We start from the raw sequence: 26,563 nt of genomic DNA on the forward strand, positions 1-26,563 counted from the left end.
TCTGGCGAAACCGGAAACTTTCCCGTCATGCCAAGGGCTCCCTCCCCGAGGGAGCTGGCTTTGCGCAGCAAAGGCTGAGGGAGTTTTTGTTTGCTCCCCATTTTTCCCGCAAAAACTCACAAATCACTTTCCAAACGTAAGATTTTGCGTTATTCTATACTTATCTGTATTTATAAAGAAAAGAGAGGTGCACAGCTATGGTGCAATATCTCGCAAAACGCATCGGGCGCTCCATTCTGACCCTGTTCGTCATTGTGACGCTGGTGTTCTGCCTGCTGCGGCTCATGCCGGTGGAAGGCTACTTTGCAAACTACGAAAAAATGACCGAGGCACAGATCCAGGCCGGGCTGCAGTCCATGGGCCTGCTGGACCCGCTGCCGGTGCAGATCGGCCATTTCTGGCGGGATGCGCTGCACGGTGATCTGGGCGTGAGCCACATTTACAAGCTCAACGCTCCCGTGACCAAGATCCTTGCCCAGAAGCTGCCCATTTCCATCGAAATGGGTGTGCTGGCCATGCTGCTGAGCCTTGTGCTGGGCATCCCGCTGGGCCTTGTCATGGGCCGTTATAAGGGTCGCTGGCCGGATAAGCTGGGCACGGCATTCATCGTGCTCATTCAGGCGGTGCCTGCGGCAGTGTACTTTTTGTATATCCAGATGTACGGCACCACCGCCATGGGCGTGGGCCTGCTGTTCGATGCCGCCAACTGGCGCTATTGGGTGCTGCCGGTGTGCAGCATGAGCCTTGCAAACCTTGCGTTCTACGCCATGTGGCTGCGCCGCTATATGGTGGACGAGAGCAACAAGGACTACGTCAAGCTGGCCCGCGCCAAGGGCGTGAGCGAGAACAATATCGCCCTGCACCACGTATTCCGCAACGCCATGGTGCCGCTGGTGCAGTACATTCCCTCCGCATTCCTGAACACCGTCGTCGGCTCCATCTACATCGAAAGCCTGTACAGCATCCCGGGCATGGGCGGCCTGCTGGTCACCTGTGTGCAGCGCCACGACAACACCATGGTGCAGGGCATCGTGCTGCTGTACGCCTGCGTGGGCATCATCGGCCTGATTTTGGGCGATGTGCTCATGGTGCTCATTGACCCCCGCATCAACTTTGGCAAGAAAGAAGGTGGACGCTGATGCTCTCTTTTCTGAAACGCGAAAAATCGAAGCAGCTGGAGGATCAGCTGAATGCTGCTCAGGCACAGCGCCGCACCGGCTGGGAAAATCTGCCAGAGGATGAGCTGTTCACCCCCGCCGGGTTCAGTGAGGAACAGGCCGAAGCCACCGCCAGCTCCAACTACAGCTACTGGGGCAGCACCTTCCGTGCCTTTTTCAAGAACAAGTTCGCCGTGGCCCTGCTGATCGCGCTGGTGGTCGTGGTTGCCTTTGCCTTCATCCAGCCCCACCTGCCCGGTCAGGCAGACCCGAACCTGTGCGCTGTGGACCCTGTGACCGGCATCCAGTACCGCAACATCGCCCCCGGGCAGGACGGCTTTATCTGGGGTTCCAACTCCATCGGTCAGGACCTGTGGGCACGCATCTGGGCCGGTGCACGCACCAGTCTGACTATCGCCTTCTTCGTGGCCCTCATCGAAGCTGTGGTGGGCATTACCGCCGGTGTGCTGTGGGGCTATGTGCGCGGGCTGGACTTTGTGTTCACCGAGCTGTACAACATCTTCGATAACATTCCCACCGCCATCGTGCTGATCCTCATTTCCTATGTAGCCACCCCCAGCATCTGGACCATGGTCCTTGGCATGGCCATCAAGGGCTGGATCGAAATGGCACGCTTCATCCGCAACCAGATCCTCATCATCCGCGACCGGGATTATAATGTGGCTTCCCGCTGCATCGGCACGCCCACCATCCGCATCGTGCTGCGCAACCTGCTGCCCTACCTCGTCTCGGTCATCATGCTGCGCATGGCCCTCACCATCCCGGAAGCCATTGGCAACGAGGTGTTCATCACCTACATCGGTCTGGGCCTGTCCGTGGAGACCCCCTCGCTGGGCAACCTGGTCAACGACGGCCGCAAGGTGATGATGCAAGCCGGGCTGCGCTACCAGCTGCTGTATCCCACCCTCATCCTGAGCTTTGTTACCATTGCGTTCTATCTGATCGGCAACGCCTTCTCGGATGCTGCCGATCCGAAAAACCATCTGCAGTAAGGAGGGGATATCATGGAACACAACCAGCTCATTCTCTCCGCAAAAGATGTCAACATCCAGTTCAACCTGCGTGGAAAAGTGCTGCACGCCATCCGTGGCATCGATCTTGACCTCTATCAGGGAGAGGTGCTTGCCATCGTAGGCGAGAGCGGCTCCGGCAAGAGCGTTTTTACCAAGAGCTTCATGGGCCTGCTGGATGCCAACGGCTCCATTACCAGCGGCACCATTGATTACTACGGCATGGCGGACGGCAAGCCGCTGCGCCTTTCTGACCTCAGAACCGAAAAGGACTGGCTGCGGGTACGCGGCCGAGAGATTGCCATGGTCATGCAGGACCCCATGACCAGCCTGAACCCGCTGAAGACCATCGGGGCACAGATCATGGAAGCCGTTGCCCTGCATCAGGGCTTAAAGGGTGCTGCCGCCAAGGAAAAAACGCTGGAATACCTGCGGGATGTGGGCATCTCTGACCCGGAAAAGCGCTTTAAGCAGTACCCGCACGAGTTCTCCGGCGGCATGCGCCAGCGTGTGGTCATTGCCATTGCGGTGGCCTGCAGCCCCAAGATCCTGATCTGCGACGAGCCTACCACCGCACTGGACGTGACCATTCAAGCCCAGATTTTGCAGCTTTTGAAGGAGATGCGGTTCAAGTACGATCTGACCATCGTCATGATCACCCACGATCTGGGCGTTGTGGCAAACATTGCAGACCGCGTGGCTGTGATGTACGCAGGCGACATTGTGGAGATCGGCACTGCTGACGAAATTTATTACGATCCCCGCCACCCCTACACATGGGCGCTGCTTTCCAGTATGCCGCAGATGGGCGTGAAGGGCGAGGACCTGTTCAACATCGTGGGCACACCGCCAAACCTGTTTGCGGAAATTCGCGGCGATGCTTTTGCGCCCCGCAACCCGCAGGCACTGAAGATCGATTTTGTCAAGCGCCCGCCTTACTTTGAGGTAACGCCCACCCACAAGGCCAAAACATGGCTGCTGGACCCCCGGGCACCCAAGATTGAGCCGCCTGCTGCGGTAAAAACGCTGCGAGAGGAGGGGCTGTAAGATGAAAAATGAACGCGAAGTTCTTGTGGAAGTGAACCACCTGAACGTAACCTACGGCTCCGGCAAAAAAGCATATGAAGCTGTGCAGGATGCCAACTTTAAAATTTATAAGGGCGAGACCTTCGGCCTTGTAGGCGAAAGCGGCAGCGGCAAAACTACCATTGGCCGCGCCATCCTGCGCATTCTGCCCACCTCCGGCGGCGAGATCCTTTATAAGGGCCAGAAGATCAACGGCAGAATTTCCCGCCAGCTGGACAGGCAGATCATCAAAGAGATCCAGATGATCTTTCAGGACCCGCAGTCCTCGCTGAACGAGCGCGCCAAGGTGAGCTACATCGTAGGCGAAGGCCTGCAGAACGTCCGGCCTGATCTTTCCACCGCCCAGCAGGAGGAAAAGGTGCGTCAGGCTCTGCTGGACGTGGGTCTGCTGCCGGAATTTGCCTCCCGCTTCCCCCACGAATTTTCCGGCGGACAGCGCCAGCGCATCGGCATTGCCCGGGCCCTGATCGTGGAGCCGGAGTTCATCGTTGCCGATGAGCCCATCAGTGCACTGGATATGTCCATCCGTGCACAGGTGCTGAACCTGCTGCGCCGCCTGCAGAAGGAACGCGGCATCACCTACCTGTTCATCGCCCACGATCTTTCCGTGATGCGCTACATCTCCGACCGCATCGCCGTCATCCACAAGGGCCGCATCGTGGAGCTGGCCGGGGCCGAAGAGTTGACAGCCCACGCCATCCACCCCTATACCCGCAGCCTGCTTTCCGCCATTCCCATGCCGGACCCCCGCCGGGAGCGGCAGAAAAAGCTGCTGGTGTACGACCCCGCCATGCACGACTACTCCAGAGAGGCCCCCCAGTGGCGCGAACTGCGGCCTGAGCATTTTGTACTGTGCAGCGCTGCCGAAGCCGAGCAGTGGCTGCCGCGCTGACCCCCAACATTTCGGGCTGAATCGTTGTTTTACGGCTCTTTTACGCAACATTCAAAGTTTATTTCTTGACATTCTCCGGCAGCTCCACTACAATAGAATCTGCATCATTGATTCTGATTTTTGAGTTATTAGCGTGTTCTGACCGGCGGCTTTCATCTTCTTTGCAAAGTTGTCGGCTTTTGGCAATGAAAAGAAGAAGAAAGAAAAGAGGACTTTATTCTATGACTACTGAACAGCGTGAACCGCTCTATGCGTCCACTGCGAAGCCCTGGCTGAAGTACTATGACCAGAAATACATCGACATGCCCCTGCCCAAGTGCAGCGCCTTTGAGTATCTCTGCCATCAGAACAAGAACCATCTGAGCGAGACCGCTCTGGAGTATTATGGCCGCAAATTCACCTTTGCAGACCTCTTTGTGAATGTCAAGAAAACCGCGGCCGCCTTCCGTGCTCTCGGCGTGAAAAAGGGCGACATCATCACCGTTGTCAGCGTGATGACCCCCGAGGTGATTTACGCCTTCTACGCTGTCGATATGATCGGTGCAACGCTGAATCTGGTGGACCCGCGCTACAGCGTTGAGGGCATCCACGAGTACATCGAAGAGGTAGATTCCCGCCTGCTGATCTGCCTGAATGTGACCTATGAGCGCTGCCACAAGGCAGAAAAGCGCACCAATGTGGAGCGCGTTCTGGTCATCAGCCCCGCAGACTCTCTGCCGCTGCATCTGGCCGTCGGCTACAAGCTGACCAACCCCGATAAGAACCGCTACAAGTCCAATGTGATCCACTGGAAGGACTTTATTGCACAGGGCAAGGATCAGAGCATGAACGCCGAACCCTACGACCCGCAGCACGCCTGCGTGGTGGTGCACACCGGCGGCACCACCGGTTCGCCCAAGGGCGTTATGCTGACCGACGACTGCTTTAACTCTCTGGCCCACGAATTCATCGCCCAGAGCAACCTGTTCTGCCGCGGCCAGAAGCTGATGAACGTCATGCCTCCGTTCATTGCCTACGGCTATGCCTGCGGCGTGCACATGCCGCTGGTCATGGGCCTGCATGTCGTCATCATCCCCAATCTGGACCCCGACAAGCTGGGCGCACTGATCTGGAAGCACAAGCCCGAGCACATGTTCGGCGTTCCGGCCCACTACCAGCAGATGGCAGCTTCTCCGCTGCTCAAGAAGAAGAAGGATCTCTCCTTCATCCGCAACTATGCCGCCGGCGGCGACTCGCTGCCGCTGGGCGCTGAGCTGACTGTGAACGAGTTCCTGAAGGCGCACAACGTGGAATATCCGCTGGCCAAGGGCTACGGCATGACCGAGGTCGCCTCTGCCGCTACCGTTGCCGCCGGCAACGTGACCAAGCCCGGCAGCGTGGGCATTCCCATGCTGAACACGGTGGTGTCCATTTTTGAGCCTGGCACCGAGACCGAACTGCCCATCGGTGAGCGCGGCGAGATCTGCATCTGCACCCCCACCGTCATGAAGGGCTACTACAATAAACCCGAGGAGACCGATATGATCCTGCGCCGCCATGCAGACGGCCAGATTTGGGCACACACCGGCGATGTCGGCTACATGGACGAGGACGGCTTTGTGTATCTGGATTCCCGCATCAAGCGCATGATCATCCGTCACGATGGCTTCAAGGTGTTCCCGTCCATGATCGAGAACGTCATCAGCCGCCACCCGGCCGTGCATCAATGCTCGGTGGTGGGCTGCACCGATAAGGACCATGTGCAGGGCCGTCTGCCCTTCGTCTACGTGGTGCTGGACCCGGAAGGCGACAAGAAAAAGCGCCAGATCGTGCGGGAACTGCGCCAGCTGTGCAATGAAGAGCTGCCGGAGTATGTGCAGCCGGTGGGCTACAAGTTCATCTCCGAAATGCCCTTTACCCCTGTTGGCAAGGTGGACTACCGCAAGCTGGAAGAAGAGATCACTCCCCGCGATTACTGATTCTGAACTTCACCCTGTAATTTTTCAGACACTGAGCTCTCCCGAAAGGGAGAGCTTTTTTGTATGGAAGGAACCGCAGAATACGGACGCAGCGATGGCCGCAATTTTTTGAATTTTGTCAGTTGACAATTTTTACTTTCCATTTTATCATAGAGACAACAGCTGTGCCGCACAGGTGCAGTCATTCCAGAAAGAAGGAATTACAATGAAAAACAAAAAGTTTGCCAGCTTTCTGGCCGCAGCGGCAGCGCTTGTGCTGCTGGCCATGCCTGCATTTGCTGCCGACGAACAGACGGAGCTGCCTGCCGCCGAAGCAGCAGAGGTTCAGCAGGAGCAGACCGCAGCGCCTGCCGAGCAGGAGACCGCCCTGCCCGCCGATGCCCAGACAGCCGGCGAACCGGAGCAGCAGCTCACCTATGTGGCGCTGGGCGACAGCATCACCTCCGGTGTCGGCCTTGCCGATATGAAATACAACATCGCCCAGATCGGCTACGATCTGCAGCCGAACTTTGAGGGCTACCCTTCCCAATGCTACACCGCCCTTGTGGGCAAGGGCCTTGGGCTGGACCGCCAGCACGCGATCAATCTGGGCCTGCCCGGCCTGATGAGCCCTGACATGCTGGATATGGTGCAGAACAGCGCCATGCCCAAGATGAATCAGGCTTCCGGCGCATATTACGTCTACCCGGAATATCAGGAGTATCTGCGCAAGGCCGATATCATTTCCATCCAGATCGGCTCCAACGACGCGCTGGTGCCCTGCATCGTAGGTCTGGGCGAGGCCACCAACTGGAAGAGCGAGCAGCTTGCCGCACTGATGGTCAGCGGTGCCCTGCGTGATTTCAACTTCCAGAAGCTTGGGCTCTTCCTCGAAGCGCTGAACCGTATGACCCTTACCTTTGACGAGAGCCGCGCCACCAACCGCCTGCTGTTCCGCGGCATGGATGAGATCTGCGATCAGGCCTATACCAATGTGACCGCCAGCCTGCCGCAGATCGTGGCCAGTATCCGCGCACTGAACCCGGATGCCAAAATCGTGCTGCTGGGCTACACCAATCCCGTGCCGCTGCTGCCCGCATGGAACAGCTATTTCAGCAAATTGAACCGCTTTGCCAAAGACCTTGCCGCACAGGAAGGCTTGATCTATGTGGACATTCCCCGTGCGCAGACCGCTGCCGACGGCCACCCCACCGTTAAGGGCCACCAGTACATTGCAAACCAGATTTTGAATGCTCTGAAGTGAGCTTTCCATCAAAAAAGCCTGTCTCATTTTACGAGACAGGCTTTTTTTGCGCTGTTCTGTTTTCAGCTCAGCCGGCCGCTTTCCACCGAAAAGCTGATATCTGCCGCCGCCATGGTAGACTTGCGGTGGGAGACCAACAGCACCGTTTTGTCTTTGCACTCTGCCCGCACAGCCTTGAGGATCACCCCCTCATTCAGGCTGTCCAGATTGGAGGTAGGCTCGTCCAGCAGCAGGAAGGGTGCATCATGCAGGAAGGCACGCGCCACACCGATGCGCTGGCGCTCGCCGCCGGAAAGTGCACCGCCCAGCTCACCCACCGGGGTATCATAGCCCTTGGGCAGGCTGTGGATAAAGCCGTCCAGCGCAGCCTTTTTGCAGGCTGCTTCCACCTCTTCCCGGGTGGCATCCCGCTTTGCAATGCGGATGTTGTTCTCAATGGTATCGTCGAACAGCTCGGTCTCCTGCGTCACAAGGCTTTCCTGTTCGCGCAGGGCGGCGGTGTTCACGCGGCGGATATCCTCTGCGCCAAAGCGGATGCTGCCGCTGGATACATCCCAGAAGCGCATCAGCAGCCGCAGGAAGGTAGACTTTCCGCTGCCGGAGCGGCCGGTGATGCCCACGATCTTCTTTTCCGGAATGGTCAGGCTCAGGTCATGCAGCACCTCCTCATTGGCATAGGCAAAGTTCACATGCTCTGCCGCAGCACCTGCAAATGCGGTGTCTGTGCCGTCGGTCACATCGGCGGTGACGGGCTGTTCGTCCAGCAGGTCCAGCACGCGGTCTGCGCTGGCGAACACCTGCGTCAGGCTGGCACCAAGGTTTGCCAGCGCCACCACCGGGCCAAAGGAGCTGAGGGCCGAAAGGGTGCACACCAGTACGCCCTCCACGCCCATTTTACCGCTCTGGTAAAGGTTCAGGCTCACACCCAGCACGGCCAGCACCGTGAGCAGGATCAAGGTGTTCGTGATGGCCACGGTCAGGCCCTCGCGGTATTTCATCGCCTTCTGCTTTTCGCCCAGCATCTCACTGTGGGCCGTGATGCCCTCGGCGCGGGCTGCGGTGTCCTGATACTGCAGGGTATCCTTCAGGCCGCGCAGGCTTTCCAGCACATAGCTGTTGGTATCGGCCAGTGCCTGACGGTACTCCCGGGCGGCACGGTCGCCGCGCTTTGCGCTCCACACCGGCAGGGCCACGCCCACCAGCAGATAGCCCGCCAGCAGCACCAACGCAGGCAGGATGTGCCAGCTGCCCACAAAGCCCGTCATGCCGATGACGCAGATGCACGCGATGCAGATGGGCGAAATGGTGTGGGCATAGAACACCTCCAGCGCCTCGATGTCGGCGGTGATCAGCGAGATCAGGTCGCCGCGGTCACGGCCTTCCAGCTTTGCAGGGGTCAGACGGCGCAAGGCACCGAACACCTTATCGCGGATCAGGGCCAGCAGCTTGAAGGCGATATAGTGGTTGGATGCCTGCTCTGCATAGCGCAGAACACCGCGCAGCAGGGCAAACACCAGAATACAGGCAAAGGCTGTGCTCACGGTTTTGAGCGGACTGGCAAGGCCCAGCGCACGCAGGATGCCAAAGCCGCCGAAGATGGTAATGAAGGTGGCGCAGAAGTGGCCTGCCACCCCCATCACGATCGCTGCCAGCATAACGGGCAGCATGGGCTTTACCAGTACGATCAGCCGTCCCACAATGGCAAAGGGGCTGCGATGATTGCTCTTGTTCATGCTCAGGCATCCTCCTCTTCCAGTGTTTCCAGCTGCCGCTGTGCCAGATACAGGCGGCTGTAAGCCCCCTGCTTTGCCAGCAATTCGACGTGTGTGCCCTGCTCGATCACACTGCCATTGCTCATTGCATAGATGCAGTCGCTGTGCACCACATTGGCCAGACGGTGGGAGATCAGGATGATCGTCTTTTTTCCGGCCAGACTGTGGATGGCCTGCATGATGTCGTTCTCGCTCTCGGCATCCACATTGGAAGTGGCTTCGTCAAACAGGTAGATGGGCGTATCATGCAGCAGGGCGCGGGCCATGGCAAGGCGCTGGCGCTGGCCGCCGGAAAGATTGCTGCCGCCCTCATGCAGAGCGGTCTGCAGGCCGTTCTGGCTGCGGCAGAAATCGGCCAGATTCACCTGTTCCAATGCCGCCCAGAGCTGTGCCTCGTCCGCGTCCGGCTTTGCCATGCGCAGGTTGCTCTCCACCGTACCCTTGAAGATGGCGGCGTTGTGGGGCACCAGCGTCAGGGTGCGCAGACGCTGTTCCTGCTGCAGCTCCTGCACCGGCACGCCGCCCAGCGTCACGCTGCCGGTATAGCCGGTGCGGCTGCCGGACAGCAGCGCCGCAATGGTGCTTTTGCCGCAGCCGCTCTCACCCACCAGCGAGACAAAGCTGCCCTGCGGAATGGTAAAGGAGACATCGTTCAGGATGGTGCGGTCCTTCTCGTAGCCAAAGGTGACATGCTCAAGCTTCAGAGTCGTATTCTCTCCGGGCACGCGGTCGCCGTCGGCAGGCTCTTCCGCTGCCAGAAGCTTGAAGATCTTCTCTGCCGAAGCGGCACCGTTCATGGCAATGTGAAAGTAGCTGCCCAGCAGCCGCAGCGGCAGGAAAAAGTCCGCCGCCAGCAGCACGATGGTCAATGTGGCGGTCAGGGTCAGCCGGCCTGCCGCAAACGCAGCCACCGCGCTGATGATGCCAAGGCCCGCACCGCCGTAAGCCATCAGGTCCATCAGTGTCACCGAGTTCAGCTGCATGGTGAGCACCTTCATGGTGATCCTGCGGAAGCGCTCAGCCTGCGCGTTCATCTGCTCGTGCTTCCAGCCGTCGGCCTGATAAATTTTCAGGGTGGTCAGGCCCTGAATGTTCTCAAGGAAGCTGTCGCCAAGGGTGGTGTATTCGCCCCAGTAGTTTGCCAGCAGCTTTTTGGCAAACTTCTGCACTGCCACAATGGACATGGGGATCAGCGGCACGCAGCACAGCAGGATGATGGCCGACCGTGCGTGCACGCCCACCAGCAGCACAAACAGGGTAACGGGTGCCAGCAGGCTGTAAAACAGCTGCGGCAGGTATTTTGCAAAGTAGGTGTCGATCTGCTCCACCCCTTCGCTGGCCAGCATCACCACCTCGCTGGTGGCCGCCGTCTCGGTGTAGTTGGGGCCAAGGCGGGCAAGCTTTGCGTAAATGCTGCTGCGCAGGGTGCGCTTGACATCCTTGGAAGCCTGATCGCTCATGGCCGATGCCAGCATGGTAAAGGCAAAGCGCATGGGCACCGTGGCAAGGCAGAGCACAAGGTTCTGCCACAGCTGTGCACTGGTCAGGCTGCCCGCAAAGGCTGCGCCCACCAGCTGGGCAATGGCCCGCACAAAGATCACGTTGCACAGCATCCCCAGCCATTGGAAAGCCACATTGGCTCCCACATACCGCAGCGCACCGCGGTCAAAGGACAGCAATTTTTTATTGATCACTGGGCTTTCTCCGTTTCTGCTTTTTCTGCATCACTGCCAAACAGACGCTCATATTCGCCGGTAAAGATGCGCTCCGGCAGTGCACTGGTCATGGCAAGGGCAGCGGTAAAGCGCTCTTCTTCGCTCAGCGGCTCACTGACCGGTGGGAAATGGGTCAGGATCGTTTTCAGCTCCCGATCCACCTGTTTTGCCACCCAGATGCCCCGGTCTGTCATATAGATCTTGCCGTAGTGCTCCTTTACGATCATGCCGCGCTCCATGAGCAGATTCATGATACGCACCACCGAGGGCTTGGTCACGCCAAGCTTTTCGGCAATGCTGCGGGAGCTGATATCCAGATGGGTCTGTGAGACTTCGTAGATCGCCAGCAGATAGCGCAGATGCGCCGACGTAAGTTCCATCCCGATCACTCTCTTTCGTTTTGATGTTACTCAAGGCTAACTTTTTTCTTTTGAAAAAAGGGCGCGAGCCGAAACTTCCAGCCCGCGCCCTTTGCGGATCATTTCAATGCTCAGTGACAGCCGCTGCAACCGCTGCAGCTGCCATTGCAGCCGCCTTCACCGCAGCCGCTGCACCCACTGCAGCCGCCATGCTTGTGGGAGTGCCATGTGATCCAGCCCACACCGCCAAACACGATAGCACCCACGATGATCGTCGGCAAATTAAAGTTCGCGGCGAGAAATTCCATCATACAAAACACACCCTTTCCGTGCAAAGCGTTCTTTTAGATCTTGGAGATATCGATTTTGACCTCGTTGTCACCAGCATACTTGTTGGGACGGACCAGCAGGTAGATGAAGCCGACCAGAACCACAGCAGCCACGATGGTGAAGAAGTTGAAGCCGACCTCACCAGTGATGATGCCGCCCAGCTGGTAAACCACCAGAGCTGCGCAGTAAGCCAGAGCACACATGTAACCAATGGCGATGGCCGTCCACTTGCCGTTGTTCATCTCGCGCTTGATGGCGCCCATAGCAGCGAAGCAGGGAGCGCACAGCAGGTTGAAGATCATGAAGGCGTAAGCCGACAGAGCGGTGTAGTCCTGCGCAACAGCAGCCCAGATCTCATCGCCGTTCTCAGACAGTTCGCCGCCGAAGTGATACAGAACACCGAAGGTACCAACCACGTTCTCCTTTGCGATCAGGCCGGAGACGGAAGCGACAGTTGCACGCCAGTTGCCGAAGCCCAGAGGTGCAAAGATCCATGCGACCTTGGTAGCGATCGCAGCCAGCACGGAGTTGTCCTGATCCTCGACCATGCCGAAGACACCGTTCTCGAAGCCGAAGCCCTGCAGGAACCACAGCACAACGGTAGCGGCCAGAATGACGGAGCCTGCGCGCTTGATGAAGGACCAGCCGCGCTCCCAGGTTGCACGGAACACGTTGCCCCATGCAGGCACATGGTATGCGGGCAGCTCCATCACGAAGGGAGCGGGATCACCTGCGAAGAGCTTGGTCTTCTTCAGGATCACGCCGGAGCAGATGATGGCAGCCATGCCAATGAAGTAAGCAGAGACAGCCACCAGAGAAGAACCGCCGAACATCGCACCTGCGATGAGGCCGATGATGGGCATCTTTGCGCCGCAGGGGATGAAGCAGGTGGTCATGATGGTCATGCGGCGGTCGCGCTCGTTCTCGATGGTACGGGAAGCCATAACACCGGGCACGCCGCAGCCGGTACCGACCAGCACGGGGATGAAGCTTTTACCGGACAGGCCGAACTTGCGGAAGATACGGTCCATGATGAAGGCGACACGGGACATATAGCCCACATCCTCCAGAATGGACAGCAGGAAGAACAGCACCAGCATCTGGGGAACGAAACCCAGAACTGCGCCGACACCGGCAACGATGCCGTCCATGATCAGGCCGTACAGCCAGCCTGCCACGCCGACGCTCTCCAGCAAGCCGCCCAGAGCATTGGGAACAATTTCACCGAACAGGACATCGTTGGTCCAGTCGGTGGCAAAGGTACCAATGGCCCAGCCGCCGTCTGCAATGGAGGTGCCCATGGACAGGGAGTACATCAGGAACATGACCAGTGCGAAGATGGGCAGAGCCAGAATACGGTTGGTCACGATCTGGTCGATCTTATCGGAAACAGTCAGGTGCTCCACGCGGGCCTTTTTCTTAACAGCTTTGCCCACGACGGTGTTGATATATGCATAGCGCTGGTTGGTGATGATGCTCTCAGCGTCATCGTCCATCTCAGCTTCGCAGTCCTTGATGTGCTGGTCGATGTGGTCGATCAGGCTCTTGTCGAGCTTCAGCTCGTCCATGACTTTCTCGTCGCGCTCGAACAGCTTGACAGCATACCAGCGCAGGAAGCGGTCATCCACCTTGCCCTGAATGGACTCTTCGATGTGGGCAATGGCGTGCTCCACGCTGCCGGTGAACACATGGGGCAGTTCAGCAGCCTTGGTAGCCTTTGCAGCAGCCACAGCAGCCTTTGCAGCAGCCTCGGTGCCCTCGCCCTTCAGTGCGCTGATCTCCACCGCCTGACAGCCCAGCTCTGCGCTCAGCTTCTTCAGGTCGATCTTATCACCGTTCTTGCGCACCAGATCGATCATGTTCACAGCCATGACCACCGGGATACCCAGCTCGATCAGCTGGGTGGTCAGGTACAGGTTACGCTCAATGTTGGTACCATCGATGATGTTCAGGATGGCATCGGGCTTCTCCTTGACCAGATAAGTACGGGAAACCACTTCTTCCAGCGTGTACGGAGACAGCGAGTAGATACCGGGCAGGTCCTGAATGATAACATCCTTATCGCCCTTCAGCTTGCCTTCCTTCTTTTCCACCGTAACGCCGGGCCAGTTGCCGACATACTGGTTGGAGCCGGTCAGATTGTTGAACAGGGTCGTTTTACCGCAGTTCGGGTTGCCGGCAAGTGCAATTTTAATGCTCATTGCTTAATCCTTCCTCCCTTTGGGATCAGACTACTTCGATCATTTCAGCATCGGCCTTGCGCACGCTCAGCTCGTAGTTGCGCACGGTCAGCTCCATGGGGTCGCCCAGAGGTGCCACCTTGCGGACATAGATCTCAACACCCTTGGTGATGCCCATGTCCATGATGCGGCGCTTGACCGGGCCTTCACCGTGCAGCTTTGCCACAGTAGCGGTCTCGCCGACCTTTACGTCTTTCAGAGTTTTCATACTTAACCATCCTCCTCTGCTTGTCTTTATAGAGAGACTATTCCAGTTTCGGAGCAGCTCCCAAACAGCGCCTGGGCACTGTTCAGCCAATCATGATACGGTTTGCCATGGTCTTGTCCAGCGCGATGCGGCTCTCCTTGACCTGAATGATCAGGTTGCCTGCGATCTCGTTGACGACCGTTACCTCACTGTCCACCACAAAACCCAGCTCTGCCAGATGCAGCCGGATCTCGTCCTTGCCGGTGATCTTTTTGATGGTGACGGTCTCCCCTGCTTTTGCCATTGTCAAAGGCATCATACTTCCGCTTCCCTTCCTGTTTGAATCTGGGATATCGCTGCGGTTAGTCAGCCGCAACTACCAACGTGGATAGTTTACGCTCACTAACCTTTTATGTCAATAGTTTTTTCACAATTAAAAGTTAGTTCATATGAACAAACAATTTTTCTGCCTGATTTTTTCCGTTTTTTCACCACAATCAACAACAACTAACTCAAATTATTGAATCAAAGTTAGCTATTGTTTACATTTTCTTGTTCTTTTTTGGCGGCATCTTGTAAACTATCACAAAGCTTTTTCTCTGCTCTGCTGTGCTCTTTTGCTGCAAATGACACAGCCGCGTGGTACAGTGGTCAGTCTGCACCGCGCGGCCGCGTGTCAAAAGGAGGATTTCTTTCCTGCCAGTGCGTGGACACCAGCAGGTGCCAGGATAAAAAGAGAGTATTTGAAAAGAGAATGACAATTTTTAAGCCGCCACGGCAAGGCGGAGAATGGGTGTTCCACTGTGGAACAGCCGCAGATAGACTGCTGTGCACTTGCTCAGCTGGTCAAAGTGCTTCTGCGCTGCATCCGGGTCGCCGTAGGACTTCCAGCAGCCGCAACAGGTAAAGTTTTTGCCGCGGTTCTCGATAAAGCCCACAACATCGCCCAGCGGATAGCCGAGGAACACCCCAATCTCATGCGGAAATTCTGCCGAACAGCACAGCTTGCGGGAAAGCTGAGTGAGCATATTGCCCACATCCGGTGCTTCGCCCGCTTCCGGCAGGCGGTAGCCCTCCTGCCGCAGAAAGCTCTGCACCTTTTCATCTGCCAGCACGGCAGCCAGCTTGCTTTCGCGGTAGACATACACAAGATACCGGTGGTTGAGCACGCAGCCCTTGAGCACCCGCACACGCAGGCCCTTGGGGTTCAGCTGAGTGTTCCAGTTTTTCACCCGGCGCGCAAGGTCGGCGCAGTCGCGGGTCTCATAGCGGAACAGGCCTGCCGGTTTCAGGCTTGCCAGCACCGGGGCACACTGTTCGATCATGACCGTTTCAAAATTACGCTCCATGTCTGCGCCCTCCCGCCTTGTTTCTCCGGGCTATTGTTCCCCGGATGCGCCGTGGTTATAAGTTAGATATTTCTAACCCTGATTCCAAAAAAGAAGCAGCTTTGCACGGAGCATTCAAGGCTTCGGCCTGCCGATCTGTTTCTTGCGGTTAGTTATTTCTAACGTGACTGTATCTTACCACAGCGGTGGGCCGTTGTCAACACTTTTCTTGAAAAAAGTTATTCGTGACGAACCGCAGTTTTCTCCACCTCGCTTTTTGTGCATTCTACCGTTTTGGCGCAGGCTGTGGTATAATAAGGAAAACCCTCTCAGGCGCTAACGCGCCAGCTCCCCCGAAGGGGGAGCTCTTTATAGAGTCAGCGCATTCAAAAGCTCTCCCCTTCGGGAGAGCTGGCATTGCGCAGCAATGACTGAGAGGGTTCTATCTTATAAAAGGAGCACGCATCCATGCCACAGAACATTGCACCGCCGGGCCTGATCTCCCTTCTTGCCGCCGCACTGGCACAGCAGCCCACAAAGCCGCTGGTGCTGGCGCTGGATGGCCGCTGCGGCAGCGGCAAGACCACCCTTGCGAATACGCTGGCCCGGCAGTTCCCGGCCAGCATCACCCTGCACACCGATGATTTTTACCTGCCGCCTGCACAGCGCATCCGCAGCTGGGAGAAAACGCCCTGCGCCAATATGGACCTTGACCGCCTGCGGGACGAAGCCCTGCGCCCAGCCTACGAGGGCCAGCCGGTGCAGTACCGTGCCTATTCCTGCCGCGAGGGTGCGTACCTGCCCGCGCGGGAGCTGGCCGCGCAGCCGCTGGTGATTTTGGAGGGCAGCTACAGCCACCACCCGCTGCTGACCGGCTGCGAAACGCTGCGGGTGTTCCTGACCTGCGCAAAAGAAGAGCAGACCCACCGCCTGCAGGCGCGGGAGGGGGAGCGATATGTAAACTTTGCCGCCCGGTGGGTGCCGCTGGAGGAGGGCTATTTTGCCCAGTACCACATTGCGGAGACGGCGGATTTTGTGGTAGACACCACCCAAAGCGAGACGATTTGAAATGGCTTCCGCGCCGCCGGCAAGACCAAGGTGCCATATAGCAAAGCGGAAGAACACCCCTTGAACCAAACAAAGCCGGACAGCTTGCGGGCTGTCCGGCTTTTGGTTTTGCTTGGTTTACAGGCTGTTACTTATTCTTGTACATATCCTGATAGTAGTTCTGGTAATCGCCGCTGGTGACATGGTCCATCCACTCCTGATGGTTCAGGTACCAGTCAATGGTCAGCACGATGCCCTTCTCAAAGGGGGTCTCGGGGTACCAGCCCAGATCGTTCTTGATCTTGGTGGGGTCGATGCCATAGCGGCGGTCGTGACCCAGACGGTCGGCCACATGCTTGATGAGGTCCTCGCTGATGCCCTCGTCCTGCAGACGGTCGTGGAGCTGGTTGATGATGGTCTTGACGATGAAGATGTTGGGGCGCTCGTTGTGGCCGCCCACGTTGTACACCTCACCGATCTTGCCGCCGTTGGCTACCATGTCGATGGCCTTGCAGTGATCTTCCACATACAGCCAGTCGCGGATCTGCATACCGTCGCCGTAGACGGGCAGCTGCTTGTGGTGCTTGACGTTGTTAATCATCAGGGGGATCAGCTTCTCCGGGAACTGGTAGGGGCCGTAGTTGTTGGAGCAGCGGGTGATGTTCACGGGCATGCCGTAGGTATCGTGGAATGCCATAACGAACATATCGGCGCTGGCCTTGGAGGAAGAATAGGGGCTGTGGGGGCACAGGGGGGTGGTCTCCATAAAGAAGCCGTCCGCACCCAGTGCGCCGTACACCTCATCGGTGGACACCTGCAGGTACTTCTTGCCCTCTTTCCAAGTCTTGGCATCGGCATCATACCATGCTTCCTTGGCGCGCTGCAGCAGGTTGACGGTGCCCATCACGTTGCTCTGCACAAAAATTTCGGGGTTCTTGATGGAGCGGTCCACGTGGCTCTCGGCGGCAAAGTTGATGACGTAATCGAAATCGTACTTTTGGAACAGGCCTTCCACCAGCTCCTTGTCGCAGATATCGCCCTGCACGAACACATGGCGGGGGTCACCCTCCACATCCTTCAGGTTTTCCAGATTGCCGGCGTAGGTCAGCTTATCCAGATTGACCAGCAGGATCTCCGGGTATTTCTTGAGCATATAATGCACAAAGTTGGAGCCAATAAAACCGGCGCAGCCGGTGATCAGATAGGTTTTCATAGGTTCAATTTCCTCTTTTCAGTCTTTCATCCCGTTGTCGCCGTCCCAGTGGGCGAAGAAGCAGGCCAGAGCGTCTCTCCAGTCGCGCACATCGTTGCCCACGGTGCAGCGCAGCATCCGGTTGTCCAGTGCGCTCCACTTGGGGCGGTCGGCGCTTTCCGGGTGCTTTGCCTTGTATTCCTCGCTGGTGCAGGGTGCCACAGCGGCATCCACGCCGGACAGGCGGATGATCTCGGACGCAAAATCATACCACGAGCAGATGCCCTCGCCGGTGCAGTGGTACAGGCCGTACTCGTGGGTCACGCACAGCTGCAGGATCTCGTGGGCCAGATCCACCGCATTGGTGGGGTTGCCGCACTGGTCATTGACCACTTCCAGCTTGCCAAACTTCTTGCCTGCGTTCACGATGGTCTTGACGAAGTTTTTGCCGTAGTAGCTGTAGAGCCACGCGGTGCGCACGATGAAGTGACGGTGGCAGAACTGTTCCACGTACTTTTCACCCATGAGCTTGGTGGAGCCGTAGGCGCTGATGGGGCCGGGAATGGTGGCTTCGTCCTGTGCAACGCCGCCGTTCTCACGGCCGGAGAACACATAATCGGTGGAGACGTGTACCAGTCGTGCACCGGTCTTTTCCGCTGCCTGTGCCAGATTGCGGGGGCCGAGGGCATTTGCCTTGAAGGCGGCATCATGGTTCACTTCGCAGCCGTCCACATTGGTGTAAGCAGCGCAGTTGATGATGACATCCGGGCGGTTGCGGCGGATGAACTCGTCCACCATTTTGTAGTTGGAGATATCCAGATCCGGCAGGTCCACGGCGATCACCGTGGCATTGAGCAGCTTTTCGGGGATGGGGCCGATCTCGCTGCGGCCTTCGCGCAGCTGCTTGAGGATCTCGGTGCCCAGCTGACCCTTGCAGCCGGTAACAATGATTTTCATATGGGTATGCCTCTCTTTTGCTTAATAGCGCAGCTTGCCGTCTGCAACGTTCTTCAGGTGCTGGCCGTAAGGACTCTTGCCGTAGCGCTCAGCGCTTTCCAGCAGGGTGTCGCGGTCGATCCAGCCGTACTTGAAGGCGATCTCTTCCGGCGCACTGATCTTGATGCCCTGGCGCTTCTCGATCATGCGCACAAAATCGGCTGCTTCCACCAGACTGTCCATGGTGCCGGTGTCCAGCCATGCAAAGCCGCGGCCCAGCAGCTGAACATCCAGCTCGTCCTTCTTCAGATACATGTCGTTCAGGGTGGTGATCTCCAGCTCGCCGCGGGCAGAGGGCTTGACCTGCTTTGCCATCTTCACGACCTCTTTGTTATAGAAGTACAGGCCGGTGATGGCGTAGTTGGACTTGGGATGCTGAGGCTTTTCCTCCACGCTGAGCACCTTGCCGTCCTTGTCGAACTCCACGATGCCAAAGCGTTCCGGGTCCTGCACATAGTAGCCGAACACGGTGCAGCGGCCTTTGTTTTCCGCATTGGCAGCGGCGGTCTTGAGGATCTTGGAGAAGCCGTTGCCGTAGAAGATGTTATCGCCCAGGATCATGGCGCAGCAGTCGTCGCCAATGAACTCTTCACCCAGAATGAAGGCCTGTGCCAGACCGTCCGGAGAGGGCTGAACTTTATACTGCAGATGGATGCCGTACTGGCTGCCATCACCCAGCAGCGCCTCAAAGCGAGGCGTATCGGTCGGGGTGGAGATGATCAGGATGTCCTGAATGCCTGCCAGCATCAGCGTGGACAGGGGGTAATAGATCATCGGCTTGTCGTAGACCGGCAGCAGCTGCTTGCTGGTGACCATGGTCAGCGGGTAAAGCCGGGTGCCGGCACCGCCGGCAAGAATGATACCTTTCATATTTGTGCACTCCTTTAAAATAGATTGAAAAGTTGTGCAGCTGTACGCCGCCCAGACGGGAGACCGCCCGGATGACGTATGGATTCAAAGCGGAGCTGCGTCCGCTGTAAACAAATTCAGGAGCCGCTCCCCCCTGCCCAAAATGGCAAAATGGGAATAGCAGTTCACTTTATTTTACTATCAAATCACACAAAAAGCAAGAAAGAACGGCTTTCCCGAAAAATTTTCCGGAAAAGCCGTTCTGAAACTCCTTCAATCTCGCATTTGTTCCGCCCAAAAGGCCCCCTCTCCGAGGGGGCTGGCAATGCCGCAGGCATTGACTGGGGGAGTTACCACGCAAAGCCCCACTTGGAGAAATAGCGCAGCAGGCTGCGCAGCTGCCACAAAAAGGGCTTCAGGCTGCGGTGCGCCGCGCGGTGCCATGCATGGATGGCGGTGTACTGGGGCACCAGATACGCCTTGCCCCGGGTGCGCATCTTCTGGGTGAGATCGGCGTCCTCCACATACATGAAGTAGTCCTCATCAAAGCCGCCCACAGCCTTGAACACCGCAGTGTCCACGGCCGAGAAGCTGCCGGTGCAGAACTCGATCTCGGTGGGTTTTGTCAGGTCTTTGTCCGCCATGAGATAGCGCTCGTTGTACTTTGCCCAGAATTTCAGGCAGGGCAGCTGGCGGTACACCATGGCCCGCACACTGCACCGGCGCAGCGGCAGGCGCTGGGGCCGCCCGTCCGGGAAGGTGAGCGCGGGCCGCGCCATCACCACGCCGGGGTGCTGTGCCATCCAGTCTGCAAGGTCACTCAGCGTATCTGCAGTGAGCTGGATATCCGGGTTCAGGATAAAGTGTACCCGGCTTTGCAGCAGGCTGAGCACCGTGTTGTGGCCGGTGCCAAAGCCGCCGTTTTCCATGCGGCAGAGCACCTCCACCTTCTGGTCCTTGCGGATGTGCAGGGTGCCGTCCTTTGCGGCCTTGGCAAGGCACTGGCCGCTGCCGTCCGGGCTGGCGTTGTCCACCAGATACAGCGTCAGCGGGTGGCGGCGGGTGCAGTCCAGCACGGTCTGTGCCGCCCTGAGCGCTTCATCCGCGCCGTTATAAACTACAATACAAGCAGAAAGTTCCATGTCGTTCACTCCAGCGGTTTGATGTCAAAGCTGAAGTCCTCTTTCATCAGGTCAAAGTTCGGGTTCATGCAGGGGTCGCCTGCGGCCAGCTGCTTTGCCCACCGCTTCTGGAAGCGCTCCACCTCCGAGATAAAGCGCTTGCGCTTGACCGGGTTCTCGTCCAGACCACGGCTCTTGCTCTCGTAGTGGTACAGCTGTGCAAACGGGGTGAACACGTTGGTATAGCCCGCTTCGCGCACGCGCACGCAGAAGTCCACGTCGTTGAAGGCCACAGCAAAGCTCTCGTCCAGACCATTCACCTGCTCGTAGACGCTCCTGCGCACCATCAGGCAGGCGGCAGTGACCGCATACACATCCTGTGCATAGACCAGACGTCCCATATAGCCGGGGTGGCCCACCGGGAAGTTCTTGTGCATGTGGGCCGCAAGGGTCAAAAAGCCGAAGCCGATGCCCGCGTGCTGGATGGTGTTGTCCGGATAAAGCAGCTTTGCGCCCACGCAGCCCACACGGTCCTGCTGGGCGTACATGAGCATTTCTTCGATCCAGCGCGGAGAAATGACCTCGGTATCGTTGTTGAGCAGCAGCAGGTATTCGCCGGTGGCTTCCTTTGCGCCAAAGTTGTTCAGGGCGCTGTAGTTGAAGCCGGTGCCCCGCCATGTGATCACCTTCAGGTTCTTGTGCTCCTTCTGCAGCTTTTCATAGCAGCGGAAGGTGGCAGGCTCCCTGCTGTTGTTCTCGATGACGATGATCTCAAGATCCTCATAGGTGCTCCTGCGGTAGATGGACTCCACGCAGGTGCGCAGGTCGGAAGAATGGTCGCAGCTGGGGATCAGGATGCTGACCCGGCCCGGCTTTGTGATGGTATAGTCCGTCTTATAGAAGCCCGGCGTACCCGGGATCATGGAAACTTCATCCACCGGCACACCCACACGCTCGTAGTGAGCATACAGGGCCTTGACCGCAGCTTCCAGACAGTAGGTCTTGGCCGAAATGTTGCTTGCCACGCTGGTGGGGCTGGAGCGCCAGTAGTACAGCAGATGCGGGATATGCACGATCTTGTGCGCCTTTTCGGTCAGGCGCAGGTAGAGGTCATAGTCCTGACTGCCGTTGTAGGCTGCACGCTCATCGCCGCCCACAGCGGCCAGCAGCTTTGCGCTGAACACGCTCAGGTGGCAGATATAGTTGTTGGAGCGCAGATTATCCAGCATATAATCCGGCTTGAAATGGTAAACGGTCAGATGGTCGATGTCGCCCTCAAAGGTCACTTCATCCGTATACACAAAGTCTGCGCCCTGTTCGGCAATGGCCTGTGCCACGTACCACAGAGCACAGGGGTGCAGGATATCATCGTGGTCCAGCAGGGCGATGAACTCGCCCGTTGCCAGCGCAAAGCCCTGATTGGTGTTGCCCGCAATGCCCTCGTTCTTTTCCAGCTTCTGGTAGCGGATGCGGGGGTCTTCCGCAGCACGGGCTGCTACGGTCTGGCCCACCGTCTCGTCCTGACCGGCATCCACAAGGCACAGCTCCCAGTTCTGATAGGTCTGGTTCTGCACCGAGTCCAGCAGCTCCACCAGAAACTGCTGCGGCGTATTGTACAGCGGCACCACGATGCTGATGCGCGGCGCGGCGGGCTGGTCGGCCGCCTGCCTTACCAGCAGCTCTGCGCTGGCAAAGCGGTCGGCGCGCATGGTCCTGCCCGGGAACAGCTTCGCGTATTCCTTTTTGGCCTTTGCCTGCGCACGCACGCCGGAAATGCCCACCCGACGCAGCTGGCCCAGAAAGACGAACGGCGGGAAGGTGTGTGCCAGCTGACGGCCCTTGCTGACAAAGTAGCGCAGCGGCCAGCTCATCTTCCAGAAAGTAGAGCTGGTCACATTGTTCAGTGTCTTTTCCAGATCCTGCTCATGGCTGCGGCTCAGCGAAAGATCACTGCGCAGGCGTTCCAGCTGAGCCGTCTGCTCTTCGCTGGTGCGCTCGGCCTGCTGCATCCGCTCTCGCAGATCGTCCAGCGTCATCTCGTAGCCTGCCAGCAGCTGCTGTGCATCCTGCACAGCGGCGCTGCGGCAGAACAGCGCGGTCTGCTGGGCTTTGCCGCGGTTCTTCCACTCAAAATCCCGGTACAGGCCCTGTGCGGCCAGCTGCTTTGCACAGTCAGCCATGGCCGATGCATCGGTGCATACCAGCAGCACCTGTGCACACTGCAGTGCGGGCAGATCCACCCATTCCGGGTCCTCCACCACCAGCAGGGCAGCGGTGCCCTGCTCTGCATTCTCCGGCAGCAGCTGTGCGCCGGCCTTTTCCAGTGCTTCGGCCAGTGCGCCGCTGCCGCCCAGCACCTGAATGCTGGCAGGGGTCAGCTCCCGCACGATGCGCTGCGCCAGTGCACGGCAGCGCTCGGCCTGTCGTTTGGTTTCTTTTTCCTGATCCATTCCGATCTCCGCTCCTATGGAACTTTTTTATCTTAAAATGATCTCTCAAAAAATCACACGATTTATAGTATACCAAATCCGGCATGATTTGAGAAGGTTTTGCGCGCATTTCTTTGCAGTTTTCCACTGCTTACCAGTGGAACAGGCTGTGCAGCCAGCCAAAGAACCCACCGCCGGAGCTGCCGGAAGTGGAAATGCTCACACCCGTGTAGTAGTGGCTCAGGATCTCCCGGTAGCCCATGCCCTGCTCCTGTGCGTAACCCACAGCACCGCACTGGCTCATGCCCACGCCATGGCCAAAGCCGTAATAGGTCATGCAGGGAGTGCCGCTTTCGTCCGCGCCAAAGTCGAAGCAGTAGCGGGAGGAAACGAACTGGCCGATATAGCGGTAGCTGCGGCCATTGGAAACAAAGGTGTTGTACTGCACAAAGCCGCCCAGATCCTTGTGGGTGGTGTCGGCGCTGACGTAGGGCTCGCCGGTGCGGCTGTCGTTATACTCTTTATAGGTATAGTCTTTTCCGATGACCCGGCGCAGCTTGTTGTGGTACTGCTCCTCGTAGGGGCTCTCCACGCTCTGCAGATAGGGCACATCGGTGCCCCATGCGTCCCGGCTGGAGCAGGTGCCGTACACGCCGGTCTGGGTGTTATAGCCCGCACTGGCCGACCACACGGCGTCGCAGACGCTGCCGTTGTAGGTAAGGATCTCATTTTTCACCGGTTCCACCGCCCTGCGGATGGCTTCCCGTGCCGAGGACGGGATCTGATCCACCGGAGTGTAGATGAGCGCATTGGAAGAGGCGCCGTACTGCTTGTGGTATTCCAGATAGGAATGGATGGCCACCGCCTGCGCCTTCCACGCCTGCTGGGCGGCGCTGGCGCTGACATAGCTGCCAATGGAGCCAAGCTCCGTGTAGGTAATGCCCACAAGGCAGTCCACAAGGTTCAGCGTGACATTGCGCTGCAGGCCTTTTCCCTTGATGTTGAGGTAAGGCATGGTGATGGTATCACTGGTGCCAAAGAGCCATGCAAGGCAGTTTTCCTCCTCGGCAGGGATCAGGGTCGTGTCCGCGCCGCCCATAGTGGTGGCTGCCGAAGCCGCCGGGGCCAGCACGCAAACGCACAGTGCTGCTGCCAGCACAAACGCCGCCGCGCGGCGCACAAACCGATGCAGATGTTTCAAAAGTGATCTCCTCCTGTTTTTTGCAGATTTCTGACTGTATTTTTTACAGTGTAACACAGCCTGCGCCTGCGGGCAAGGACTGGACTTTCGTTTTCACATCTGGACAAAGAAGAAACCGGAGGGCCTTTCCCGTTCGGGCTGCTCTCCGGTCTGATTTATAAGGTCTCCGGCCGACGACGCATGGCATCGTCGATCTCGTTCTCGATCTCCCGCAGGCAGTCCAGCAGCACCGGATTGAACGCCCCGGCCTCGCCTGTGCAAAGCATCTGCACTGCAGCCGTGCAGGGTACCGGCGGCTGGCTTCCGCTGCCAGTGGTCAGCGTTTCGTAGGCATCCGCAAGACCGACCACCTGTGCCGCAATGGGGATCTGTTCGCCAACCAGCTGGTCCGGGTAGCCGCTGCCGTCGTACCGCTCGTGGTGCCAGCGGCAGATCTGATAGGCTACCCGCACAAAATCTTCGTCGCGGTAGGCATCCAGCTCTTCCAGCATCCGTGCACCCAGCAGGGTATGCTGGCGCATGGTTTCTTCATCCTCCGGCGTGCGCGGCTCCGGGCTGTTCAGGACCTGCTCCCCGATCTCCATTTTGCCAATGTCGTGCAGCACCGAGGCCATGCTGATGGTACGGCGCATCTCCTGCGTCAGGGGGTAAGTCTCGGTCTTTTGCACCAGATGGTCCAGCAGCATTCCGGTCAGGGTGCTGATGTGCTGCACATGGGTGCGGCTCTCGCCGTTGCGTCGCTCCACCACCCGGCTCAGAATGCCGATCATCATTTGGCTGCGCTTTTCCTTTTGCGACACCTGATCCGCCACCATGGCGCTCAGGCGGCGCTGCTTTGCATACATGCGGATGGTGTTGGTAATGCGCTGATACACCACCCTTGCATCAAAGGGGCGGCTGATATAATCGGACGCACCCAGATCAAAGGCGCGGCGCACCGTGTCCACATTGTCCTCGCTGGAGATCATGATGACCGGGATCTCTTCCAGCATTCCGCGCTGGCTCATGGCTTCCAGCACGGTAAAGCCGTCAATGCCGGTCATGTGGATATCCAGCAGCACAACGGAGATGCCGGTGGGGTTCTGTTCCAGCAGGCGCAGGCAGTCCTCGCCGGAAGCCGCTTCGGCAGTGTCGAACTGGCTGTTCAGCATCTGGCTGAGCAGCATCCGGTTCATGGCCGAGTCGTCCACGATGAGCACACTCTGGCGGCTGTGGGTGGGCTGCAGGGCGTGCGGCTCCGGCTGACGCTCGGTGATCACGGTGTTTTTCTGGATGCGTGCATAGTGCATCAGTCGTTCCGCGTGCTGCACCGCATCGTCCACATTTTCGTCGTCGATCCACACGCCGCCAATGCTGGCCGACATGCGGATGCGGGAGTAGCCCGGCACGCTGGCCGCCTGCAGCTGCAGACGGATCTGTTCCAGACGCGGGCTGAGCTGTTCCTGCCGGATGTCCGGTAGCAGCAAAAGCAGCCTGCCGCCGTCGTAGCGGATCAGGCGGTCTTTTTCCGAAAGGCCGCGCCGGATGGTGCTTACCGCCGTTTCCAGCACGCTATTGCCTGCACCGGAGCCGTAAACATCGTTGGAGAACTTCAGATCGTCCATATCCAGCATCGCCACACCGGCGGTAATGCTGCGGTAGCGGTAGTTCTCATCGTAATAGGTGCGGTTGTAGGCACCGGTCAGCGGGTCGCGGTAGCGCTTTTCCCGCTCGTCGGTAATACTGTTGAGCAGCCGCTCACCGTTTTCCGGGTCCAACAGAACGCTGCGGTCGATCTTGCGGGTCAGCTCCAGCACACAGAGTTGGCCATCCACCTGCACACAGCTGGCCGTGATCTCGTACAGCTCCTGCCCAAAGTATTCCAGCCTTGTTTTCCGGGTGTTCTTTTCCAGCGCCTGCCTTGCCACGCAGTTTTCACACGGACGGCTGCGCCGCCACTGGGCATAGCAGGGCGCGCTGCCCTTTTTGCCGCCCTGCACCTCGTCCGCCTTCATCAGGCGCACCGTCATGAACACCTTGCGGAGCTGGCGCATTTCCTCTTCCATCTGCTGGCGTGTTCTGTTTTTTTTGCTCGTCATCGCATATCCCCCGCTGCAAAACCGCGCGTTTTGGGCCGCACGGCATTCCTTCACGAATAACATTATACTATTTTTTACCAGAATACGTCAATCTTCACCCCTTGCAGCCCGCGGTGCGGAATGTGTCGTTTTGATCCTGTAAAATCAACGTAAGCTCTTTATTTTTGTCAAATTTCCTCATCAGACACCGTACTGTGCCGCACAAAGCGACGCAAATTGGGGAGTGCAGTTTTCCGGCCGTCTGCTGCCCGCTCTGCCCGGGAACAGTCCACGTGTTTCCGCCGGAAACTCAGTCTTGATTTTGTGCGCAGAATCCGCTATAATAGTAACGTTCTTTTGAATTGTATATCAG

Annotated in this window: 22 protein-coding genes; 7 read left to right on the forward strand and 15 right to left on the reverse strand. The window is 58.1% G+C overall.

Annotated elements, in window-relative coordinates; all coding sequences use genetic code 11:
* Positions 1-197 precede the first annotated feature (197 nt).
* The 6 genes from DWY76_RS09865 (at position 198) to DWY76_RS09890 (ending at position 7,367) form a co-directional block, all read left to right on the forward strand.
* Complete coding sequence (locus DWY76_RS09865; protein ID WP_097776451.1) at positions 198-1,139, forward strand: ABC transporter permease; 942 nt, start codon at positions 198-200, stop codon at positions 1,137-1,139.
* Positions 1,139-2,170, forward strand: coding sequence for an ABC transporter permease (locus DWY76_RS09870; RefSeq protein WP_005944541.1), 1,032 nt, complete (start codon positions 1,139-1,141; stop codon positions 2,168-2,170). Before DWY76_RS09865 ends, DWY76_RS09870 begins: the two co-directional genes overlap by 1 nt.
* Before the next feature lie 12 nt (positions 2,171-2,182).
* Entirely contained in the window at positions 2,183-3,235 is a 1,053-nt protein-coding gene (locus tag DWY76_RS09875; protein ID WP_120081236.1) for an ABC transporter ATP-binding protein, read from the forward strand.
* A 1-nt stretch (position 3,236) separates the two neighbouring features.
* The gene (locus DWY76_RS09880) at positions 3,237-4,166 is read left to right on the forward strand and encodes an ATP-binding cassette domain-containing protein (RefSeq protein ID WP_120081237.1); all 930 of its coding nucleotides are present in this window, start codon (positions 3,237-3,239) and stop codon (positions 4,164-4,166) included.
* Between the two features lie 221 nt (positions 4,167-4,387).
* Positions 4,388-6,124 carry a class I adenylate-forming enzyme family protein gene (locus tag DWY76_RS09885; RefSeq protein WP_120081238.1) on the forward strand — a complete coding sequence of 579 codons (1,737 nt, stop codon included), beginning with the start codon at positions 4,388-4,390 and terminating at the stop codon, positions 6,122-6,124.
* A 205-nt stretch (positions 6,125-6,329) separates the two neighbouring features.
* The gene (locus DWY76_RS09890) at positions 6,330-7,367 is read left to right on the forward strand and encodes a GDSL-type esterase/lipase family protein (protein ID WP_120081239.1); all 1,038 of its coding nucleotides are present in this window, start codon (positions 6,330-6,332) and stop codon (positions 7,365-7,367) included.
* A gap of 62 nt (positions 7,368-7,429) precedes the next feature.
* Here DWY76_RS09890 and DWY76_RS09895 read toward each other — a convergent pair whose 3' ends face one another.
* The 8 genes from DWY76_RS09895 to DWY76_RS09930 all read right to left on the reverse strand — a co-directional run bounded on the left by DWY76_RS09895 (position 7,430) and on the right by DWY76_RS09930 (position 15,319).
* Positions 7,430-9,100: an ABC transporter ATP-binding protein gene (locus DWY76_RS09895; protein ID WP_120081240.1), complete on the reverse strand. Its 1,671-nt coding sequence runs from the start codon at positions 9,098-9,100 to the stop codon at positions 7,430-7,432.
* Between the two features lie 2 nt (positions 9,101-9,102).
* Positions 9,103-10,833: an ABC transporter ATP-binding protein/permease gene (locus DWY76_RS09900; RefSeq protein ID WP_120081241.1), complete on the reverse strand. Its 1,731-nt coding sequence runs from the start codon at positions 10,831-10,833 to the stop codon at positions 9,103-9,105.
* The gene (locus DWY76_RS09905; protein WP_005944549.1) at positions 10,830-11,234 is read right to left on the reverse strand and encodes a MarR family transcriptional regulator; all 405 of its coding nucleotides are present in this window, start codon (positions 11,232-11,234) and stop codon (positions 10,830-10,832) included. The genes DWY76_RS09900 and DWY76_RS09905 overlap by 4 nt, the downstream gene beginning before the upstream one ends.
* A 110-nt stretch (positions 11,235-11,344) precedes the next feature.
* Positions 11,345-11,524 (reverse strand): FeoB-associated Cys-rich membrane protein, encoded by a 180-nt coding sequence (locus tag DWY76_RS09910; RefSeq protein WP_120081242.1) that lies wholly within the window; start codon positions 11,522-11,524, stop codon positions 11,345-11,347.
* 33 nt (positions 11,525-11,557) lie between these two features.
* The gene (gene feoB, locus DWY76_RS09915; protein ID WP_120081243.1) at positions 11,558-13,744 is read right to left on the reverse strand and encodes a ferrous iron transport protein B; all 2,187 of its coding nucleotides are present in this window, start codon (positions 13,742-13,744) and stop codon (positions 11,558-11,560) included.
* A gap of 25 nt (positions 13,745-13,769) precedes the next feature.
* On the reverse strand, positions 13,770-13,991 hold the full coding sequence (locus DWY76_RS09920) for a FeoA family protein (protein WP_005944554.1): 222 nt from the start codon (positions 13,989-13,991) through the stop codon (positions 13,770-13,772).
* Positions 13,992-14,073: 82 nt separating this feature from the next.
* A complete protein-coding gene (locus DWY76_RS09925) occupies positions 14,074-14,289 on the reverse strand; it encodes a FeoA family protein (RefSeq protein WP_005944556.1) in 216 nt (71 codons plus the stop codon).
* A gap of 445 nt (positions 14,290-14,734) precedes the next feature.
* A complete protein-coding gene (locus DWY76_RS09930; protein WP_097776441.1) occupies positions 14,735-15,319 on the reverse strand; it encodes a DUF3793 family protein in 585 nt (194 codons plus the stop codon).
* A 447-nt stretch (positions 15,320-15,766) separates the two neighbouring features.
* Here DWY76_RS09930 and DWY76_RS09940 point away from each other — a divergent pair, with 447 nt between their 5' ends.
* Positions 15,767-16,366 carry a uridine kinase gene (locus DWY76_RS09940; RefSeq protein WP_120081244.1) on the forward strand — a complete coding sequence of 200 codons (600 nt, stop codon included), beginning with the start codon at positions 15,767-15,769 and terminating at the stop codon, positions 16,364-16,366.
* Positions 16,367-16,493: 127 nt separating this feature from the next.
* Here DWY76_RS09940 and rfbB read toward each other — a convergent pair whose 3' ends face one another.
* The 7 genes from rfbB to DWY76_RS09975 all read right to left on the reverse strand — a co-directional run bounded on the left by rfbB (position 16,494) and on the right by DWY76_RS09975 (position 26,178).
* A complete protein-coding gene (gene rfbB, locus DWY76_RS09945; RefSeq protein ID WP_097776439.1) occupies positions 16,494-17,558 on the reverse strand; it encodes a dTDP-glucose 4,6-dehydratase in 1,065 nt (354 codons plus the stop codon).
* A gap of 18 nt (positions 17,559-17,576) precedes the next feature.
* Positions 17,577-18,494: a dTDP-4-dehydrorhamnose reductase gene (rfbD, locus tag DWY76_RS09950; protein WP_097775168.1), complete on the reverse strand. Its 918-nt coding sequence runs from the start codon at positions 18,492-18,494 to the stop codon at positions 17,577-17,579.
* A gap of 21 nt (positions 18,495-18,515) precedes the next feature.
* Positions 18,516-19,403, reverse strand: coding sequence for a glucose-1-phosphate thymidylyltransferase RfbA (gene rfbA, locus DWY76_RS09955; RefSeq protein WP_005944568.1), 888 nt, complete (start codon positions 19,401-19,403; stop codon positions 18,516-18,518).
* 329 nt (positions 19,404-19,732) lie between these two features.
* Entirely contained in the window at positions 19,733-20,524 is a 792-nt protein-coding gene (locus DWY76_RS09960) for a glycosyltransferase (protein ID WP_120081245.1), read from the reverse strand.
* 5 nt (positions 20,525-20,529) lie between these two features.
* Positions 20,530-22,953, reverse strand: coding sequence for a glycosyltransferase (locus DWY76_RS09965; RefSeq protein ID WP_120081246.1), 2,424 nt, complete (start codon positions 22,951-22,953; stop codon positions 20,530-20,532).
* 130 nt (positions 22,954-23,083) lie between these two features.
* Complete coding sequence (locus tag DWY76_RS09970; RefSeq protein WP_165852616.1) at positions 23,084-24,133, reverse strand: SpoIID/LytB domain-containing protein; 1,050 nt, start codon at positions 24,131-24,133, stop codon at positions 23,084-23,086.
* Positions 24,134-24,288: 155 nt separating this feature from the next.
* Complete coding sequence (locus DWY76_RS09975; protein ID WP_207665847.1) at positions 24,289-26,178, reverse strand: HD domain-containing phosphohydrolase; 1,890 nt, start codon at positions 26,176-26,178, stop codon at positions 24,289-24,291.
* Between the last annotated feature and the right edge of the window lie 385 nt (positions 26,179-26,563).

Source organism: Faecalibacterium sp. AF27-11BH (assembly GCF_003603005.1).
Lineage (GTDB): Bacteria > Bacillota > Clostridia > Oscillospirales > Ruminococcaceae > Faecalibacterium > Faecalibacterium taiwanense.